This window comes from Qipengyuania algicola, from assembly GCF_042492175.1.
Lineage (GTDB): Bacteria > Pseudomonadota > Alphaproteobacteria > Sphingomonadales > Sphingomonadaceae > CAJXSN01.
Genome location: NZ_CP170453.1, coordinates 2,789,111 through 2,806,265 on the forward strand (window position 1 = coordinate 2,789,111; position 17,155 = coordinate 2,806,265).

The 17,155-nt window shown below is 60.6% G+C and carries 15 protein-coding genes and 2 tRNA genes; 7 read left to right on the top strand and 10 right to left on the bottom strand.

Annotated elements, in window-relative coordinates; all coding sequences use genetic code 11:
• The first annotated feature begins 19 nt into the window (after nt 1-19).
• From ACFCW2_RS13290 to ACFCW2_RS13300, 3 genes are all read left to right on the top strand, one after another.
• A complete protein-coding gene (locus ACFCW2_RS13290) occupies nt 20-595 on the top strand; it encodes a 5-formyltetrahydrofolate cyclo-ligase (RefSeq protein ID WP_379547067.1) in 576 nt (191 codons plus the stop codon).
• A complete protein-coding gene (locus ACFCW2_RS13295) occupies nt 592-810 on the top strand; it encodes a DUF2842 domain-containing protein (RefSeq protein ID WP_379547069.1) in 219 nt (72 codons plus the stop codon). The genes ACFCW2_RS13290 and ACFCW2_RS13295 overlap by 4 nt, the downstream gene beginning before the upstream one ends.
• Nucleotides 811-918: 108 nt before the next feature.
• Entirely contained in the window at nt 919-2,397 is a 1,479-nt protein-coding gene (locus tag ACFCW2_RS13300) for an MFS transporter (RefSeq protein WP_379547071.1), read from the top strand.
• Between the two features lie 30 nt (nt 2,398-2,427).
• On the opposite strand, the gene ACFCW2_RS13305 is transcribed toward ACFCW2_RS13300, so the two are convergent.
• Nucleotides 2,428-3,402 carry an NAD(P)H-dependent flavin oxidoreductase gene (locus ACFCW2_RS13305; protein ID WP_379547073.1) on the bottom strand — a complete coding sequence of 325 codons (975 nt, stop codon included), beginning with the start codon at nt 3,400-3,402 and terminating at the stop codon, nt 2,428-2,430.
• Between the two features lie 159 nt (nt 3,403-3,561).
• A tRNA-Asp gene (locus ACFCW2_RS13310) sits at nt 3,562-3,638 on the bottom strand.
• 189 nt (nt 3,639-3,827) lie between these two features.
• On the opposite strand from ACFCW2_RS13310, the gene ACFCW2_RS13315 reads away from it, so the two are divergent.
• The gene (locus ACFCW2_RS13315) at nt 3,828-4,271 is read left to right on the top strand and encodes a hypothetical protein (RefSeq protein ID WP_379547075.1); all 444 of its coding nucleotides are present in this window, start codon (nt 3,828-3,830) and stop codon (nt 4,269-4,271) included.
• Here ACFCW2_RS13315 and ACFCW2_RS13320 read toward each other — a convergent pair.
• The 4 genes from ACFCW2_RS13320 to thyA all read right to left on the bottom strand — a co-directional run bounded on the left by ACFCW2_RS13320 (nt 4,268) and on the right by thyA (nt 8,992).
• Nucleotides 4,268-5,590: a dihydrolipoamide acetyltransferase family protein gene (locus tag ACFCW2_RS13320; protein WP_379547077.1), complete on the bottom strand. Its 1,323-nt coding sequence runs from the start codon at nt 5,588-5,590 to the stop codon at nt 4,268-4,270. The two genes, ACFCW2_RS13315 and ACFCW2_RS13320, sit on opposite strands and share 4 nt — an antisense overlap.
• A 6-nt stretch (nt 5,591-5,596) precedes the next feature.
• Complete coding sequence (locus ACFCW2_RS13325; protein ID WP_379547079.1) at nt 5,597-6,658, bottom strand: alpha-ketoacid dehydrogenase subunit beta; 1,062 nt, start codon at nt 6,656-6,658, stop codon at nt 5,597-5,599.
• A complete protein-coding gene (locus ACFCW2_RS13330; RefSeq protein ID WP_379547081.1) occupies nt 6,658-7,971 on the bottom strand; it encodes a 3-methyl-2-oxobutanoate dehydrogenase (2-methylpropanoyl-transferring) subunit alpha in 1,314 nt (437 codons plus the stop codon). The genes ACFCW2_RS13325 and ACFCW2_RS13330 overlap by 1 nt, the downstream gene beginning before the upstream one ends.
• A gap of 73 nt (nt 7,972-8,044) precedes the next feature.
• Nucleotides 8,045-8,992 (bottom strand): thymidylate synthase, encoded by a 948-nt coding sequence (thyA, locus tag ACFCW2_RS13335; RefSeq protein ID WP_379547083.1) that lies wholly within the window; start codon nt 8,990-8,992, stop codon nt 8,045-8,047.
• Between the two features lie 113 nt (nt 8,993-9,105).
• Between thyA and ACFCW2_RS13340 the strand changes: the two genes are divergently transcribed.
• Both ACFCW2_RS13340 and ACFCW2_RS13345 read left to right on the top strand, forming a co-directional pair.
• Nucleotides 9,106-9,182 (top strand) — tRNA-Pro (locus ACFCW2_RS13340).
• A gap of 73 nt (nt 9,183-9,255) precedes the next feature.
• Complete coding sequence (locus tag ACFCW2_RS13345) at nt 9,256-10,404, top strand: acyltransferase family protein (protein WP_379547085.1); 1,149 nt, start codon at nt 9,256-9,258, stop codon at nt 10,402-10,404.
• On the opposite strand, the gene ACFCW2_RS13350 is transcribed toward ACFCW2_RS13345, so the two are convergent.
• Nucleotides 10,401-11,738: an O-antigen ligase family protein gene (locus tag ACFCW2_RS13350; protein ID WP_379547087.1), complete on the bottom strand. Its 1,338-nt coding sequence runs from the start codon at nt 11,736-11,738 to the stop codon at nt 10,401-10,403. The genes ACFCW2_RS13345 and ACFCW2_RS13350 overlap by 4 nt on opposite strands.
• On the bottom strand, nt 11,735-13,714 hold the full coding sequence (locus ACFCW2_RS13355; protein WP_379547089.1) for an acyltransferase family protein: 1,980 nt from the start codon (nt 13,712-13,714) through the stop codon (nt 11,735-11,737). The genes ACFCW2_RS13350 and ACFCW2_RS13355 overlap by 4 nt, the downstream gene beginning before the upstream one ends.
• 254 nt (nt 13,715-13,968) lie before the next feature.
• Here ACFCW2_RS13355 and ACFCW2_RS13360 point away from each other — a divergent pair, with 254 nt between their 5' ends.
• The gene (locus tag ACFCW2_RS13360; RefSeq protein ID WP_379547091.1) at nt 13,969-14,733 is read left to right on the top strand and encodes a hypothetical protein; all 765 of its coding nucleotides are present in this window, start codon (nt 13,969-13,971) and stop codon (nt 14,731-14,733) included.
• 29 nt (nt 14,734-14,762) lie between these two features.
• Here the strand turns inward: ACFCW2_RS13360 and ACFCW2_RS13365 are convergent, their stop codons facing one another.
• Both ACFCW2_RS13365 and ACFCW2_RS13370 read right to left on the bottom strand, forming a co-directional pair.
• Nucleotides 14,763-15,521: an SGNH/GDSL hydrolase family protein gene (locus ACFCW2_RS13365; protein WP_379547093.1), complete on the bottom strand. Its 759-nt coding sequence runs from the start codon at nt 15,519-15,521 to the stop codon at nt 14,763-14,765.
• Nucleotides 15,522-15,610: 89 nt separating this feature from the next.
• Nucleotides 15,611-16,984: a hypothetical protein gene (locus ACFCW2_RS13370; RefSeq protein ID WP_379547095.1), complete on the bottom strand. Its 1,374-nt coding sequence runs from the start codon at nt 16,982-16,984 to the stop codon at nt 15,611-15,613.
• Between the last annotated feature and the right edge of the window lie 171 nt (nt 16,985-17,155).

Below are 17,155 nucleotides of genomic sequence, written 5' to 3' on the forward strand. Positions count from 1 at the left end.
CCGCAAACAGATCGGTCCGATGGAAAACAAGCAAGCCTTGCGCAAACAGTACCGCGCGGCGCGGCGAGCGCATGTCGATGCCCAGCCGGAAAGCATCCGGGCGCTGCTGTTTCATCGCCCGCCTGCGCCGCTGCTGGAGATGATTCCGGCGGACGCAACCATCGGGCTCTATGTGGCAATGGGGGCTGAAGCGCCGACGGCCGCCTATGCCAAATTCTTCCACGAGCGCGGTCATCCACTTGCCCTGCCCTATTTTGCGGACAGCGCATCGGCGATGGGGTTTGCCAACTACAGCGACCCGTTCGTAGACGCTTCGCTGGAGACGGGCCCGCATAACATCCCGCAGCCCGGCGGCGACTGCGCTGCGGTGGAGCCGGATGTGCTGTTTGTGCCGCTGGTTGCGTTTACCGAAACGGGCGAGAGATTGGGTCAGGGCGGCGGCCATTACGACCGCTGGCTGGCCGCGCATCCGCACGTCACAGCCAGCGGTCTCGCTTGGGACGCCCAGCTGGCAGACAGTCTTCCGCTGGAACCGCATGACCGCTCGCTCACTGCTGTCATAACACCCACAAGGCTATACGGACCTTTCGCATGACAGATGAACCCAAATGGCGCGTGCCCGTTGGCATATTGCTGATCCTGTTCGGCCTGATCGTCTATGCTCTGGTCGTCGCCCGCTACGTACCCGAAATGCTGGAGGGCTGGAATGTCGCGGTCCAGACGATCGTCTATCTGTTCTTCGGGCTGGTATGGCTGTTGCCGCTGGGCCGGCTTCTGAACTGGATGGAAACCGGTCACAAGAAGGACTGACCGCCGGACTGCCATCACCCCCGCCGCCCGAGGTCATCCGTTGGTCAGTTGCGCGTTGACCCGGCTGCTGCTTCGCGTAGGCACAGAAGCGGGAGAGTTGGGGGCTGGATGACCGATACCACGCAAGGCGCGCCACATACGGGCTCCGCACAGGATGCAGGCGATGGCAATGCGCCCTCGTTCTGGACGAAGGTGACTTTCGGCTTCGGCTCGGTCGCCTTCGGTGTGAAGGACAATGGCTTCAGCTATTTCCTGTTGCTGTTTTACGGGACCGTTGTGGGGCTGGAGCCGGGTCTGGTCGGGCTCGCTATCCTTATTGCGCTGGTTCTGGATGCAATCAGTGATCCTCTGGTGGGCTATTGGTCGGACAATTTCCGCTCGCGTTGGGGCCGGCGGCATCCCTTCATGTATGCCTCTGCCCTCCCCGTCTCGCTCAGCTTCTTCCTGCTGTGGAACCCGCCGGACTGGAGCCAGGGCGCGCTGTTTGCCTATCTGCTGTGCCTCTCCATCCTGATCCGCACCTTTATCACATTCTACGAAACGCCCAGCTACGCTTTGCTCCCGGAACTGACGACCAGCTACGAGGAGCGCACCTCCTTCCAGATCTTCCGGACATTCTTTGCATGGGTTGGCGGCAATTCGCTGACGGTGCTGATGTTCGGCGTTTTGCTGGTGCCCACCGCGCAATATGCCGACGGCATCCTGAACCGCGAAGCTTACGCGACCTTCGGCATCGTGGGATCGTGCCTGATGTTTCTGTCGATCATGGTCTCCTCTCTCGGCACGCATAACCGCATACCCACCTTGCGCCAGCCCGGCCCACCAGAGCGCAAGACGGTGCGCCGCGTCTTTGCAGAGATCTTCGAGACCCTGCGCGACCGCAATTTCCTGATGCTGTTCTGGGCCTTTGTCATGGGCTCGATGGCCACCGGTGTGGCCGCCTCGCTGGCCTTCATCATGCTCAGTTATTTCTGGGAGTTCACCGAATTCCAGCGATTCCTGTGGACCGCGCTGGTCATGGTATCGGCGTTCGGAGCGCTCCTCATCGCGCCGCGGTTGGTGCGCCGGTTCGGCAAGCGGAATACGGTTGTCGGGCTAGGCGTGGTCGCCTTCAGTGTCGCGCCCATGCCGGTGATCCTGCGCCTGTTCGATCTGATGCCGGAGAACGGCGACCCGCTCCTGTTCCCGCTTGTGGCGATCATCAACACCGTCGATTTGGCGATGATCATTGCGCTTCAGGGCACGATGTATTCGATGATTGCCGATCTGGTGGAAAGCGGCGAGCTGCGCACCGGCAGGCGCTCGGAGGGGCTGTATTATTCCGCCGTTACCTTCACCCGCAAAACCACTGTGGGCCTTGGCGCATTTGCAGGCGGGACGATGCTCTCACTCATCCAGTTTCCCGACGGCGCGGCGCCGGGCACCGTGAATGATGACGTAATCTGGTGGCTCGGCGCACTCTACGCCCCGACCCTGCTGACCCTGTGGGCGACAATGCTGTTTGCGGTCAGCCGGTTCGGGCTGGACCGCGAGGGCCATCAAGCCAATCTGCGCGCGCTCGCCGAGGGTAAAGGGGCCCAAGGATAGCAAGCGCGCGCGATAGGCTTCGCCGACGGCTCAGGCAGCGGCCAGCTTGTTCATCCGGCCGAGGATCTCGTCCGCTTCGCTCATGATCCCGTCGATCAGTTCCTTACAGGTCGGAATGTCGTTGATCAGGCCCGCGACCATGCCGCAGCTCCACGCGCCCTTGTCCATGTCCCCGTCCATCATGATCTTGGGATAGACGCCCGCGACCTCGTCGATGATATCCTCGAATTTCAGATCGTCGCCGAGGCGTTTTTCTTTCTCCAGCAGACGCTCGACCGCTTCGTTGGTCATCACCCGCTCGGTATTGCGCAAGGGACGCATCACCAGACGCGTGTCGAGCTCGCTGGCCGCCACGATGGCCTTCTTCACATTCTCGTGCACAGGCGCTTCCTGCGTCGCGATAAAGCGTGTGCCCATATTCATGCCCTCCGCGCCCATGGCGAGGCTGGCGACAAGGCTGCGCCCGTCAGCCATCCCGCCGCTGGAGACGAAGGGAATGTCCAGCTCGTCCGCCGCACGGGGCAGAAGAATGAAGTTGGGCACATCGTCCTCGCCCGGATGGCCACCGCATTCGAAGCCGTCGACAGAGACGGCATCGCAGCCAATGTCCTGCGCTTTCAGCGAATGGCGCACGCTGGTGCATTTGTGGATCACCTTGATCCCTGCCCCCTTGAGCGCGGGCAGAACTTCCTGCGGATTGCGCCCGGCGGTTTCCACCACCTTCACACCGCCGTCGATGATCGCTTTGACAAGGCCCGGGTAATCGGGCGGTGTCAGGCTGGGCAGGAATGTCAGGTTCACGCCGAACGGCTTGTCCGTCATGTCGCGGCACTTGGCGATTTCATTCGCCAGCTTCTCCGGCGTTCCTTGTGTCAGGCCGGTAATAATGCCCAGCCCGCCCGCATTGGAAACGGCAGCCGCCATTTCAGCAAAGCCGACAAAATGCATGCCGCCCTGAATGATGGGGTGCTGAATGCCGAACATTTCGGTGATGGCGGTTTTCATGAGCGCAATTTCCTTCCCGTTGATACGAATCTGGCGCGGACCCTTGCCCAGAGCCGAGCAAAGCTCAATCACCGATTTGTCAGGAAAGCCGCCAATCCGCGCGAAACCTCCCCCTTAAGGGAGGATCACATGATCACAAAGCTAGGAAAAAGTCCCAAGTGGCGCGAGTGACGGGACTCGAACCCGCGACCCTCGGCGTGACAGGCCGATACTCTAACCAACTGAGCTACACCCGCGCATTTAAGCGGCTAGCGCCTCTTGGGAGCGGCGCAATTAGGCCAGCCTCTGTGACCTGTCAATGCGCAGTGTGCGGATAAATGGCGCCAAGTGAAATTGAGGTGAAATTAACCATATCTTGGAGCTTTGCAGGCAGTGGCCTGACGCAAGGCGGGATTGTGCCCGCAGCCTGATTTCAGGGGGAATGTATGCGTCGTCTTCTGCTTGCCACAACATTGGCAGCTCTCACCGCCTCTGCCGTTGCCGCGCAGAGCGGCATTGCCATTGAACGTTCGGTGTACCTGGAACAATCGCAAACGGTGGACGGGCGGCAAGTCCGGGCCCTGCAACCTGCGACATCCCTGCGCAAGGGCGACCGGGTGGTGCTGATGCTCCACTGGCGCGCGCCGGGCCGCGGCGATGATTTCGTTGTTTCCAGCCAGGTGCCGCGCGATCTCGCCTTCCGCCGCAGCGGCGGGCAGGACGCCAAAGTTTCTATCGATGGCGGCCGGACATGGGGCACGCTCGACCGTCTGCGCGTCGGCAATCGTCGCGCCACGCCCGAAGACGTAACGCATTTGCGCTGGCATGTCAGCGATGCCGAGGCCGCACTGGGCCGTGGCAGCGTCAGCTTCGCAGCGGTTGTCCGCTAAGCCGAAACAATCAGAACCGGCGTTTCCAGAAGCTTCTTGAGCGCCTGAATAAAGCTCGCCGCGTCCCAGCCATCCACGACGCGGTGATCGCAGCTGATCGAGATATTCATCAGCTTGCGCTTCTCGATTCGTTCGCCGCCATTGCCATCGGGCACATACATCGGGCGCTCGACAATTTTGTTCGGGCCGATGATCGCGACTTCGGGCCGATTGATAACCGGTGTGGTGGCAATGCCGCCCAGCGGGCCAAGCGATGTGACGGTCAGCGTACCGCCGGTCAGCTCGTCCTTGGTCGCTTTGCCGCTGCGTGCGGCCTCTGCAAGACGGGTAATCTCGTTGGCCAGCTGCCAGACATTCTTGGCCTGCGCATCTTTCAGCACCGGCACCATCAGCCCGGCATCGGTCTGCGCGGCCATGCCCATGTGGACGGACCCATAACGCGTCACCACACCCGCTTCGTCATCATAGCGCGCATTGATCATCGGGAAGTCAGGCAGCGTCTTGCAGATTGCCGTGATCATCAGCGGCAGAATAGTCAGCTTGGGCTTGTCACCCCGGTTGGCGTTCAGTTGCGCGCGCATCTCTTCCAGATCGGTCACGTCGACTTCTTCGACATAGCTGAAATGGGGGATGTTGCGCTTACTGGCAGCCATATTTTCGGCAATGCGGCGACGCATCCCGATAACTTTCTTCTCCTCGTCCGCCCGCGCTGGTCCGGCGGCGGCATAGCCTGAATTGTATGTCAGGAACTGGTCGAGATCGCCATGGCGCACGCGGCCGTCTTCAGCCGGTTTGACCTGCGACAGGTCAACGCCAAGTTCCTTCGCGCGCTTGCGCACAGCCGGTGTGGCGAGGACTTTAGCTGAATTTTTCGCGGCCGCCCCCTCTTCCGTTCGTGCTGAGCTTGTCGAAGCACTGTCCTTTTCTTCCAACGCAGCACCAGAAGAGGAAGACGATCCTTCGACAGGCTCAGGATGAGCGGGTTTAGGGGCTGGAGATGGAGCTGGCTCGTTTGCAGGCTCAGGAGCCGGAGCCGGAGCAGGCGCTGCTTCGTCGGCCACATCCTCAGGCACTTCGCCTTCAACCTCGACAACCACCAGCATGCCGCCGACAGAAATAATATCGCCTGCTTCGCCCGCGACTTCGGTCACGACGCCGTCGACGGGGCTCTCGATATCGATCGTCGCCTTGTCCGTCATGACGTCAACCAGATGCTGGTCTTCGGAGATCGTATCGCCGACCTTCACGTGCCATTCGACGATCTCCGCCTCGGCAACGCCTTCGCCCACATCGGGCATGTTGAAGATGAATTTTGCCATTTCGGATCAGTCCTTCAAAAGCCGGTCGATGGCCTCGCCAAGGCGCACGGGCCCGGGGAAATAGGCCCATTCGAGGCTGTGGGGATAGGGTGTATCGAAGCCGGTCACGCGCTCGATCGGGGCTTCCAGATGGTAGAAGCAGCGCTCCTGCACCAGCGCCGACAATTCCGCGCCGAAGCCCGATGTGCGCGTGGCCTCGTGCACGATCATGCAGCGGCCAGTGCGCTTAACCGATGCTTCAATGGCTTCGATATCGAGCGGGACCATGGTGCGCAGATCAAGAATGTCGGCCTCGACACCCTTCGCCTCGCACACCGCCTGCGCCACATGCACCATGGTGCCGTAAGCCAGCACGGTCATCTGCTCGCCCTCGGTCACCCGGCGCGCTTTGCCCAGCGGGACCTTGTAATACCCCTCGGGCACCACGCTGTCCTTGTGCCGCTTCCACGGCTCCACCGGCTTGTCGTAATACCCGCTGAAGGGGCCATTGTAGATCCGCTTCGGCTCGAAGAAGATCACCGGATCATTGTCCTCGATCGCGCTGATCAGCAGGCCCTTCGCGTCATAGGGCGTGGCCGGGATGACGGTCTTCAGGCCCGCTACATGGGTGAAGAGCGATTCCGGGCTCTGGCTGTGGGTCTGGCCGCCAAAGATGCCGCCCCCAAACGGGCTGCGCACAGTCATCGGAGCAATGTATTCGCCAGCCGAGCGATAGCGAAGGCGCGCGGCCTCGCTGATCAGCTGGTCGAGGCCTGGATAGATGTAGTCGGCAAACTGGATCTCGGGGATTGGGCGAAGGCCATATGCGCCCATGCCCACCGCCACACCGATAATGCCGCATTCGTTGATCGGCGTGTCGAATACGCGCGATTTGCCGTGCTTTTCCTGCAGGCCAGCTGTGCAGCGGAATACCCCGCCGAAATAGCCGACGTCTTCGCCAAACACGACCGTGTCGGGGTCGCGCGTCATCATCACATCGAGCGCTTCGTTAATCGCTTCGATCATGTTGAGGCGGCGCTCGGTGCCTGCTTCAGGCGCGGCGGCGTCCTTGGTCATGGTCTCGCCCATCAGCTCTGCACTCCCTTCGCCGGGAGCCCTTCAGGAAACTTGGTCTCCCGCTCGTGGATCGCCTGCTCGGCCTGCTCTTTGAGATGCCAGGGCAGTTCCTCGAAAACATCTTCGAACATCGTGCGGAAGGGATGGTGCAGACCGTGGCCCAGAATGCCGTTCTTCTCGGCTTCCTTGGTGGTCTTCTTGACCAGCTCAACGCATTCCACATCGAGCGCAGTTTGCCGTTCCTCGTCCCATTCGCCCAATGCGATCAGGTGCTTTTTGAGGCGATTGATCGGATCACCCAGCGGCCATTCCTCGCGCTCCTCGGCGCTGCGATAGCCGCTCGGATCATCGGAGGTGGAGTGCCCCTCCGCGCGGTAGGTGAAGAACTCGATCAGCGTCGGACCCGCATTGGCCCGTGCGCGGTCAGCGGCCCATTTCTCCGCAGCGTAGCATGCCAGCGGATCGTTGCCGTCCACCCGCAGGCTGGCAAGACCATAGCCCAGGCCGCGCGCGGCGAACGTCGTCCGCTCGCCCCCGGCAAAGCCACTGAAGCTGGAAATGGCCCATTGGTTGTTGACCACGTTCAGGATCACCGGCGCATTATAGACGGTGGCGAATGTGCAGGCGGAGTGGAAATCACCCTCTGCGGTACTGCCCTCGCCCACCCATGTGGCGGCGACCCGGCTATCGCCCTTGATAGCGCTCGCCATCGCCCAGCCCACAGCCTGCGGAGTCTGCGTGGCCAGATTGCCGGAGATGCTGAAGAAGCTGTGCTCTCGGCTCGAATACATGATCGGCAGCTGGCGGCCCTTCAGCTTGTCACCCTTATTCGAGTAAATCTGGTTGATCATCTCGATGAGCGGATAGCCGCGCGCGATCAGCACGCCCTGCTGGCGATAGCTGGGGAAGACCATATCGTCGCTGGCGAGCGCCATGGCGGTCGAAATGCTGGTCGCTTCCTCGCCCGTGCACTTCATGTAGAAGCTGGTCTTGCCCTGTCTTTGGCCGCGGAACATGCGCTCATCGAAGGCGCGGACCATGGCAAAATGCCCGAGCATCTCGCGCAAAGTGTCGGCATCAAGCTTCGGATCCCAGGGCCCGTGCGCCTTGTCGTCATCGCCCAGCACACGGATCAGATCATGCGCCAGCGGCGCGGTATCGAGCGCGGCGCAGGCTTCGTCAGGCCGGAATTGTTCCCCCGCTTCGGGAATATTCAGATGGCTGTAATCGACCTTGTCACCCGGCCGGAAATTCGGCTCAGGCACGTGCAGCGACAACGCCGGGCGGTTGTCGCCAGTCGAGGATGTATCGGTTGGTCCGGCCATTGGCTTGCTCTCCCAGCGAAGGCTTCAGGGGCGTCGCCTATGGTAGCGTTTCAAGGGGGTCAAGCGTTCCCGATCACACCGCAACAGGGGCCTTGATCGGGGCCTGCGGTGCGTAATCATGGACAACGAAATCCTCGATTTTGTAGTCGAATATTGTTTCGGGCTTTCGCACTATTCCCAGCGTGGGCGTGCCATTCGGCTCGCGCGCCAGCTGTTCCTCGATCAGATGCTCGTGATTGAGATAGAGATGCGTGTCGCCGCCCATCCAGACCAGCTCGCCCGGCTTCAGGCCGGTCTGCTGCGCCATCATCCGCGTCAGCAGCGCGGCTGACCATAGATTGAAGGGCAGCCCCAGCGCGACATCGCAGCTGCGCTGGTAGAGCAGGCAATTGAGCCGCGCATCCGCACCCTCCCCCGCGACGTGGAACTGGTAGGTCTTGTGGCACGGCGGCAGGGCCATCCGGTCCAGCTCGGCTACATTCCAGCCTTCGATAATGTGGCGGCGGCTGCCCGGGCTGGCTTTCAATGACTGGACCACTTCCGCGACCTGATTGATGCCCTCGCCAGCTTCGAAAAGGCCATCCTTGCGATAGCGATAGGTTGGCCAGTCGACCCACTGTTTGCCGTATACCGGCCCGAGATCGCCCCAGCGTGCCGCGAAGCCTTCGTCCTCGGCAATCCGCTGCACGAAATCGTCGAGCGCAATGTCCTCGCCCGTTTCCTGCACATAGCGGGCATGCGGCCACTCGTTCCAGATTTTCACCCCTTGCAGCACAAGGGGGCGAATATTGGTTTCGCCGGTCAGGAACCACAGCATCTCGCGCGTCGCGGTTTTCCAGTAGACCCGCTTGGTCGTCAGCAGCGGCATAGCGCCGCCTGCCAGATCGAACCGCAGCTGCGTGCCGAAGATGGAGCGCGTGCCGATCCCGGTGCGGTCGACCCGTTCGTCGCCAGTGCTCCAGATGCGCTGCATCAGGTCCAGATATTGCTGTTCGGGGTGAGGTACCGGGGCGTTTTCCATTGCCGTCAGCTTTAGCGGGTAAATGCCCGCTTGCCACCCCGCGCGCGCCCACCTATAGGCACGCGCCTTGCCTCGACCCGTAGAGCCTCAGGGCGAAACGGGACCGACACGGTCGGGGAGTAGCTCAGCCTGGTAGAGCACTGTCTTCGGGAGGCAGGGGCCGGAGGTTCGAATCCTCTCTCCCCGACCAATTTAACGCCTTTTCCATCCCATTAAGAGACGCTGTTCTCCAGCACGGCTTGGCGAATGCGTTGTGCGTGCTAATGACGCAGCCGGGTCGAGGAGAGAAAATGGCTGTAAAGTCCGACAATTCTGCGACCCAGCGCTTCTTCGCCACCCTCGACAGGGCGAAGGGCATTTTGATCGTGCTGATCGTCTTCGCCCACAACACCTTGGTCACCCAATCGTGGCCCGATCTGCGCGGGTTCTTTTATAACTGGCACGTTTTCGCCTTCTTGCTTCTTGCGCTGGTGATGCCTTTCCGAAGCGACAAGCCCGGGTTCCTGACCACGCGCTTTGTGCGATATTATGTTCCATTCATCATATTTTTTACCATGACCTGGGCCGCCATGGTGGTTCTGGGCGGGACCACCGCAGGACTGCTTGACCGGTTTTCGGAATGGGCGGTAGCCGTGTTGATCGGTTCAGCAGCGCTTCTCGACCAGGCTTCTGGGGCGAGGCTTTTTTGGTTCCTCCCCGCCCTGATGGGACTGGTCTTGATCCGCTGGGCAATCGATCAATTCCACGAGACCGTCCGACCGATGATGCTGGGATTGGTAGCTATAGCGGGATTTCTCTTCGCTGGGCTTATTCCGGATGCCGTCAAGCAATGGCTGCCCTTCGGCATACCCATCGCGCTCTATGCGATCGGCCCCGGTCTCGTATTCGCCTATCTGGTTACTCGTGCGCTGCGCGCCGACCCGGGCACTGCAACTTTTGCTCTCTACGCCGTTCTTTCGGCGGCTGTTTGCGGGTTGCTCTACGCCTACTCGGTTTCGCGCGGGTCCGCACTCGTCCTCGCCTCTTTCGATTTCTACGATATACGTTCCCCGGACCTTCTATTGGCCCATGCAGGGCTCGCGATGAGCGCTGCGGCGACGGTCGTGTTCGCCGCTGGAGCAATGGGCGAGGCGCGTTGGCTCCAATGGCTCGGGCAGGCTTCGCTGCTCATCTATTTGGTCCATCAGATCATTTTTGTCGGTTTGCGCGCTGTGGCATTTCAGGTTGATCCCGAACTCGAAGGCGCAAGCCGTCAGGTCGCCGGGATCGCTACATTTGTCGCAACCATGGCGCTTTCTGTTGCGGTGGCATGGCTTATTCAATCACGCGAGGCGCTCAACCAACTGGTCGCGCCCCGTGACTGGGCTGACTGGACGCGCGGCCTCGACAAGCTGCTTCCGTTCCGGGCTTAGACCTGAAAAGCGGGGCGGCCTCTCGGCTGTGGAGAGCTCGCGCGCAAATGATCGCCAGTTGTCGCTTCGCCCCAAGCGTCTGCTGCTAGCGCCAGCGCCATGCCCAGCCCGACCCACACCGGGAAATCGATGGTCACATTGGGCGCTGTGACCATGCGCACAAGAGCCGGGCAGAGAAGCGCAGCGATTGTGGCGTGGACCTTACGCTGGCCGAGAGGAGCGCTGAGGGTCAAAATGAGAGCCTTTATGGCCATCCCTAGCATGGCAAGGAAAAACAGCAGCGCCGCAACCATGCCGAGGATGCCGAATGCCGACCATGCATCGATAATGACGTTATGCGCCCAGCCCTCGACAATTTCGCTCCGCCCCAAAAACGGCGATTCGCCTATCGCCTGCCAATGCTCCTCCGCAGTAAAGACTCGCGCGTCGAGGGAGTCGCTCGCGGTCAGCCGTGCTTCGATTAACTGGAACAGGCTGGAATTGCCTCCGAGAACAAAAAGCATCGGAATACCGAGCCCCAGTATGCCTGCAAAAATCGACAGACCGACAGCCGTGCGGACGTAGGAAATCGCGTAGCAGAGGCCGATCAAAAAGAGTGCGAGCCAAGCTGCCCGGCTGAACGGAGCGATTGTCATCACGACCGCGAAACCAATCCCCGTCAGCGCAATTGCTTTCACCGCATTGTTGGCAAATTTGGCGTAGGAAAGAGCAAGCAGGCCAATCGGTATCATCACGATGAAGGCGAAACTTAGCGACTGTTTCAGGTTCGATCGGAAAAGCACATCATCATTGCTGGCAGCAAAGGCGGCGCGGAACAGCTGGTTCATCACGATATTTGGATCGACCCGCGCGATCGCCAGGGTCAAAACCTCAATCGGGTCGATGCTCGCAAGAGAAAACTGGACCGAAATAAAGGCGACGAAGATCACGCCGGCCACCGCTGGCATAAGAGCGACAACCGGAAATCCGCCCCTGCGAATGGTGATGAAGAAGAGCATCCCAGTAGCGAGCGCAGTGGCTACGAACGCGACATATTTCGCGAAAAAGAAGGGCTCGAAAATGATCGTCGCGCCCGCGAAGCTGATCATCATCGCGACCGCCAGCAATCCGCATGCGGCCCAAATCAGCTTACCGCTCTTGATGAGCCTTTGCAGCGTATCGATCGCGCCCGGAGTGATGGCCACCGCCATAATCAGCCCCAGCGCGAAAACATGGTACGGAGCGATGGAGGTGCCGAACAGTCGAACCCAAACCAGTGGAGTTGTCGCAAACAACCCGAATATCAGCCCCAGATAGGGAAGGATGCGCCGATCAAGATAATCCGTCCAAGTCACTGCGCGTCCTCTTTCTCAGACAGTGTACGTCCCCGGGCAACGCTGTTCTCCGGGTCGAAAACCGGAGCAAATACTTCCAGCCCATCCCGCGAGATATGCGTTTTGTCGGCAAACAGACTCTTGCCGTCCGCCATATAACGGCACACGCCGTCCTGACACTGCACGCGGTGGGGTTCAAGCAGCTTGATATCGCCGCGCGCGCGGAAGTGGTCCAGATAAGGAGCAAACTCGCTCAGGAAATCGCTTTCCGCGCGCTCGATGGGATAGGGGTTGTCGCGCCCGAATGCGTTGGCCCGGCTAACCACCGAAGGCAGCTCGTAATCCGGCACGGCAATTGGCCCGACGACCACAACCTGTTTCCCCTCGGCACGCAGCGTATCGATTGTCCGGTCCAGACCCGCGATCAGGGCCTGCGCCGGATCGGCGGGCGCTTCGCCCGAGGGATCAACCAAATCTTCCGCAATGTGCCAGGCGAATGCGATCATTACCGTGTCGGCTTCCGGATGCTTGGCAGCGGCTTCAATATTGGCCTCGGCCACCGCGATGCAGCCGGGCCGGATATTGATACCGGTGAGCGGAGCGCAGCCATTGGCCGGGATCATCAGCAAATTCTCGCCGCGGGTCTCGGCCTGGTCGCGCAGGATCGGTGCGTACATCTGGGCATGGCTGTTGCCGAGCAGGACCGTGTCGGCTGTTGCCGGATCGCCTTCGCCGAACCAGCAGGAGCGGACGCCAGCATACACCTTCGTGTCAGCCAGAGAGCACCGGTAATGCGAGCCGATTGCTGCATTCAACTGGGCAACCGATTGCGGAAGCCGGGATGGAAAGCCACCGGATTGGACGAAAGCCAATCCCGCCAGCGCGAGCGCGAGCGCCCAGCCACCCGTAATCCAATAGAGCTTGCGAACCGGAAAATCTTTCGAGCGGAATGGCTTCTCGACAAAGCGCCAACTCGCCCATGCCGCCAAGAACATGGCGGCCAGCAGCGCGAGGATCATGAGCGGCCCCGGCGCATCGACCAGATAATATTTCGCGAGCACGATCACCGGCCAATGCCACAGATACAGCGAGTAGCTGATCAGGCCGACGCCCACCATCGGCGCGGTTTTCAGCGGGCCGGACAGAGCCGTCGGCGTTCCCGCACTGCCGACCCAGATCAGCAGCGCAGTGGCGAATACGGCAGGCAATGCTGTCGGTATCGGATGCGGTACCCAAAGCGGCGCGGCTATGATTGCTGCGATGAGCATAACATAGGAAATCGCCATCAGCGCCTCTGCCGTGCCGCGCGCAATCGCCGGCTTGGGCAGGAAGACGAGCAGTGCCCCTGCCCCCAATTCCCATGCGCGAGTCGGGAGCAGATAGAAGGCAGGAGAGGCATAGCCTGCGCGCAGCGACCAGACATTGAGCACAAATGATGCCGCAACGGTCCCGACAACAGTCGCGAACAGCCACCCCTTCCGGCTTGCCAGCAACATGACCAGCAGCGGGAAGAAGATGTAGAACTGCTCCTCCACCCCAAGCGACCAGATATGCAGAAGCGGCTTCGTCTCGCTGCCTTGCGCGAAATAATTCCCGTCGCGCCAGAAATAGATATTCGCCACGAACGCCAGCGAAGCAATCAGGCTCTCGCCATACCCCTCCAGGTCAAGCGGCAGCAGGATCAGCGCAGCAAAGCCAGTCGTCGCAGTCAGCGCAAACAGCAAGGCAGGCGCAATCCGCCTGATTCGCCGCTCGTAGAAACGGGCGATGCTGAAACGCCCCTCGCCCGCCTCGCGCACGATAATGCCGGTAATGAGATATCCAGACAGGACAAAAAACACGTCCACGCCCAGATAACCGCCGGGCATGAAGTGCTCGCCGAAATGAAACGCCACCACCGACAGGACGGCAATTGCGCGCAGCCCGTCAATATCACGGCGATAGCCATGCGGCTTTCCCGCGCCGGGAGCATTATCGGATAGTAGCTTCGGTATCATTCCAGACGATCCGTGCGTGAAAGATGAAGCAGGCACGAGACCAGCTATGGAAGCGACCCGGCGGATGCATAGGCAGGAGGCTGGCGCAAGACAAGCCAAGGTAACGAGCCGGATCGACGATATCAGTGAACCTCGGGCAGCGATCTTGCGACCTTCGAAACACAACAGTCCCAGCACGGCACCCGATTGGACCTGAACGATACTCGCCAGACCCATTCAGCCCCTTGTCACAGGCATAATGCCAAGGAATAAGCATGATCATGCAACTCGCCCTGACTTCGCTCGCGGCCATCGCCGTGTCCTCGCTCACTCTGGCCGGATGCGATCGCGTTGCCGGCTCATCCGGCACACGCGTTACTTCGCAGGCTACTGACACCGGCGAACAAGCCCCCTTATCTGTGGGTGTCGGCCATGCCACGCAAATCGAAGCACCCGCAAATGGGGTCGAATCCTACGGCAAATTGCTGGTCCTCGGGGACAGCTATTCGGTAGCCCCGCCATTCCGTGCCGCATTCGAACAGCAGTTCCCCAATCTCGACATCACATATGATTCGCGTGGGGGAAGCTCGCTGGCGCAACAATATGAGCGCCTGCAGCAAAACCCCGAGACGAAAGGATGGCCGCTGCTGATCCTTGATGGCGGCCTGACCGATTTTGATCCCCAGGACCAGATCGCCAAGATCGTCGATTTCCAGAATGCGCATTGCAATCTGTGGTTTTACGTCGAGCCTGTGCGCCGCGCCTATCCTAACAAGCGGGTCCAGCAACGCCGGATGCGGGTTATCGACCGGCTGACGACACATTTCGAAACCGAGTATCCCGGCCATCTCATCCAGTGGAATGAGGAAGTCGCAGCGCAGGCTGACGGAACTCAGAATGACAAGTTCGCCATTCAGGATGGCCTGATGCCCGATTCCTTGCGCAAGGACATGGTGCACCTCAACGAGCGCGGCTACGGACTGCTGGCCGGGATTATCGCCCGCGAGATCAAGTCGAGCCAGCTCGACGAGGGGTGCTGACGCGGTCAACCACTAGTGGAACAATCGCCTCACGCGCAGGAATTGGCCAATCGTGTGGACATGAGTTCTCGGGCCACAATCGTGCCGAGAATCTCGTAGCCCTTGTCGTTGAGATGGACCTTGTCTTTCCTCAGGGAGCGCGGGACCACCATATTTTCCAGATCCACAGCATCCTGAACCGAACCGTCCCCTTCTTGCGACAGTTCCGAAATCCACTCGATAAGATGATCGGGAAAACCCGACTGTAATTCCGAAACAAGACGCTCGTGCTGGCGGTTTCGGCCCTTCTGCGCCTTCGCATTGTCATATTGGCGCCGCACGGGTTCGACGTAGAACCACATGTCGCATTGCGGCTGCTGCGCTCCGACCATGGCCCGGATTTCGTCCACTGGATATCGGTCCGTCAGACCGCCATCCATGATAAGCAGCGGCCAGCCAGTAAGGCGATTGCGTTCTTTCACCAACTCGACCTGATCGGCCAGGCTGCTCCCGCCCCGGGAACTATAGACGACCTCAACACCCGGCAGGTTCTTTTCGAGCGAGGCACGCCACGATTTGGACACCGAATAGCTGTCGCCAACCACAAAAAGCCTGCCAAACCGGGCGACGCCGCTGGCCTCCGAAAGATCTTTCAACTCTACCGCCGGCCCGGCTGAAATGCGATCAGCACGTTCGGACGGCTTGGTACCTATCCCGAGAAACGCGGTCGCGCGGTCGCTGCTCATGACAGCACCGCCAGCCAGTATCACGAGAAGGACCAGCGCGATGGTGATTGTTTTCGCGTTCATGCATGCGTGCATTCCATATGCAGCGGGTCATGCATAGGGGCGCTCACAATTTTCCCCGCGCGCTTACACGCCACCGTAAGGGGACATCCTCACATCTCAACGATCGGCAAGGTCCCTGCAGTATCCACGTAATAGCCCTGTATCGCCGAACTGGGGCGCCCGCGCCCGACATTGATCGGACGGGTATCGAGCACCGCGGCATTTTCCGCGCCGAGCCGTGCGCCCGAGACAATGCGCCCGGCGACCTCCGCATTGGCCGTCAACAAGCCGACCATGCCGGCAACCATCGGGTTTTCGACCGAGCGCGGATTGAGATTGAGATCGACACTCACCTGCCGTCCCATGACCGAAACCGGCGCTCCGCCCCGCGCGCCGAAGCTGCCACGGCTGATCTTCAGATCCTGAATTGTCGCTTTGGACCGACTGCGCAAAGCCAATGGCAGATCATGGATACCTTCGATGTAGTAATGCATCACGTTGATCGCGGTATTCTGGGCAATCAGTGAAGGCGGATCGATCAGGAAAGCGCCGGAGTAGTCCTGCGTTGCCCTGTGCGACAGAATGGCCCGGTCACCGTCCAATTGTTCGATTTCGGCCACAAAGCCCGGGCGATCGCGGCCGGGATGGACGGCCAGAACCATGCCAGGCTCGGCCGTGAAACCGCGCAGGATCGCAACATTGGACCCGCTCTGCAGATTGACCGTTCCCGCCTCAGCATCCTCGGCAGGTCGCAGTCCGTAGTAGAAAAGCGAAGCGGCATTCAAATCCGTTCCGCGAAGCAGAGCGGCGTCACCGCAGCGGCTGATCCGCAGGATATCGAATGTCGCATCGTCCAGACCATTGCCCCATTCGCCGGTCTCGATCGCCATGCCGCAGAAACGGAACACCGCCGTTCCGACCCGCAAGCGAGTATAGGGGAGCAGATTGCGCCCCGGTTCGCGCTGGCTCCCCTGGTAGAATCCGAAACCAAACCCTTCGATAGTGAGCGATTCGATAGAGACTTCTGCCGACGGGTTCGCGTTGCTGGCGGTCAGCGCGACCAGAGAAGACGGAATTGCCCTCCGGCTGGCCATGGTCATATCGGATATCCGTGCGCCCGTCAGCCGCATCGGCCCGCGCAGGATTGACCCGCGCGCGTTGGCGGTATCGACAAACACATGGCGCGGATCGACCGTGACGCCCGCAGCCAGATTCTCTTCAACCACCGCAAAACGTGACAGATTGCTGTAGTCGGCAATCCAGCGATGTTTGGTCCCGAACTCCATCACGACTTTGCCGCCCAGACGGATGGTCCCTGCCACCCGCCGCACCGCATTGTCGAAGAACGGCACCCCGCGCTCGACCGCCTGAGCCAGAGCGATATTGATAATCGACGCGGTTTCGACAGGATCGGTTTCGGGCGTCCATCCGAACATTTCGGGGGTCACGTGGGGAACCTGCGGGGGACCGACTTCTTTCGCCATGGCGCAACCCGATAACACAGACGGAAAGGCAATCGGCAGTGCCATCATGCCCAGAAAGCCGCGCCTGCCTATGCAGCTGGGGCCGCGAAATGTTGGCATCGTATGCGTCACCGGGATCCTCTCAAACGTCTCATCGCAAGCGGCGCACGGTTAAGCGCCAGAAACTACGAT

Coding starts and splice junctions, on each gene's coding strand:
- ACFCW2_RS13290 (WP_379547067.1), top strand. CDS start 20: ATGGAAAACAAGCAAGCCTTGCGCAAACAGTACCGCGCGGCGCGGCGA.
- ACFCW2_RS13315 (WP_379547075.1), top strand. CDS start 3,828: ATGCGTCGTCTTCTGCTTGCCACAACATTGGCAGCTCTCACCGCCTCT.
- ACFCW2_RS13320 (WP_379547077.1), bottom strand. CDS start 5,590: ATGGCAAAATTCATCTTCAACATGCCCGATGTGGGCGAAGGCGTTGCC.
- ACFCW2_RS13345 (WP_379547085.1), top strand. CDS start 9,256: ATGACGCAGCCGGGTCGAGGAGAGAAAATGGCTGTAAAGTCCGACAAT.
- ACFCW2_RS13295 (WP_379547069.1), top strand. CDS start 592: ATGACAGATGAACCCAAATGGCGCGTGCCCGTTGGCATATTGCTGATC.
- ACFCW2_RS13305 (WP_379547073.1), bottom strand. CDS start 3,402: ATGAAAACCGCCATCACCGAAATGTTCGGCATTCAGCACCCCATCATT.
- ACFCW2_RS13300 (WP_379547071.1), top strand. CDS start 919: ATGACCGATACCACGCAAGGCGCGCCACATACGGGCTCCGCACAGGAT.
- ACFCW2_RS13325 (WP_379547079.1), bottom strand. CDS start 6,658: ATGGGCGAGACCATGACCAAGGACGCCGCCGCGCCTGAAGCAGGCACC.
- ACFCW2_RS13370 (WP_379547095.1), bottom strand. CDS start 16,984: ATGGCGAAAGAAGTCGGTCCCCCGCAGGTTCCCCACGTGACCCCCGAA.
- ACFCW2_RS13365 (WP_379547093.1), bottom strand. CDS start 15,521: ATGAACGCGAAAACAATCACCATCGCGCTGGTCCTTCTCGTGATACTG.
- ACFCW2_RS13330 (WP_379547081.1), bottom strand. CDS start 7,971: ATGGCCGGACCAACCGATACATCCTCGACTGGCGACAACCGCCCGGCG.
- ACFCW2_RS13360 (WP_379547091.1), top strand. CDS start 13,969: ATGATCATGCAACTCGCCCTGACTTCGCTCGCGGCCATCGCCGTGTCC.
- ACFCW2_RS13355 (WP_379547089.1), bottom strand. CDS start 13,714: ATGATACCGAAGCTACTATCCGATAATGCTCCCGGCGCGGGAAAGCCG.
- thyA (WP_379547083.1), bottom strand. CDS start 8,992: ATGGAAAACGCCCCGGTACCTCACCCCGAACAGCAATATCTGGACCTG.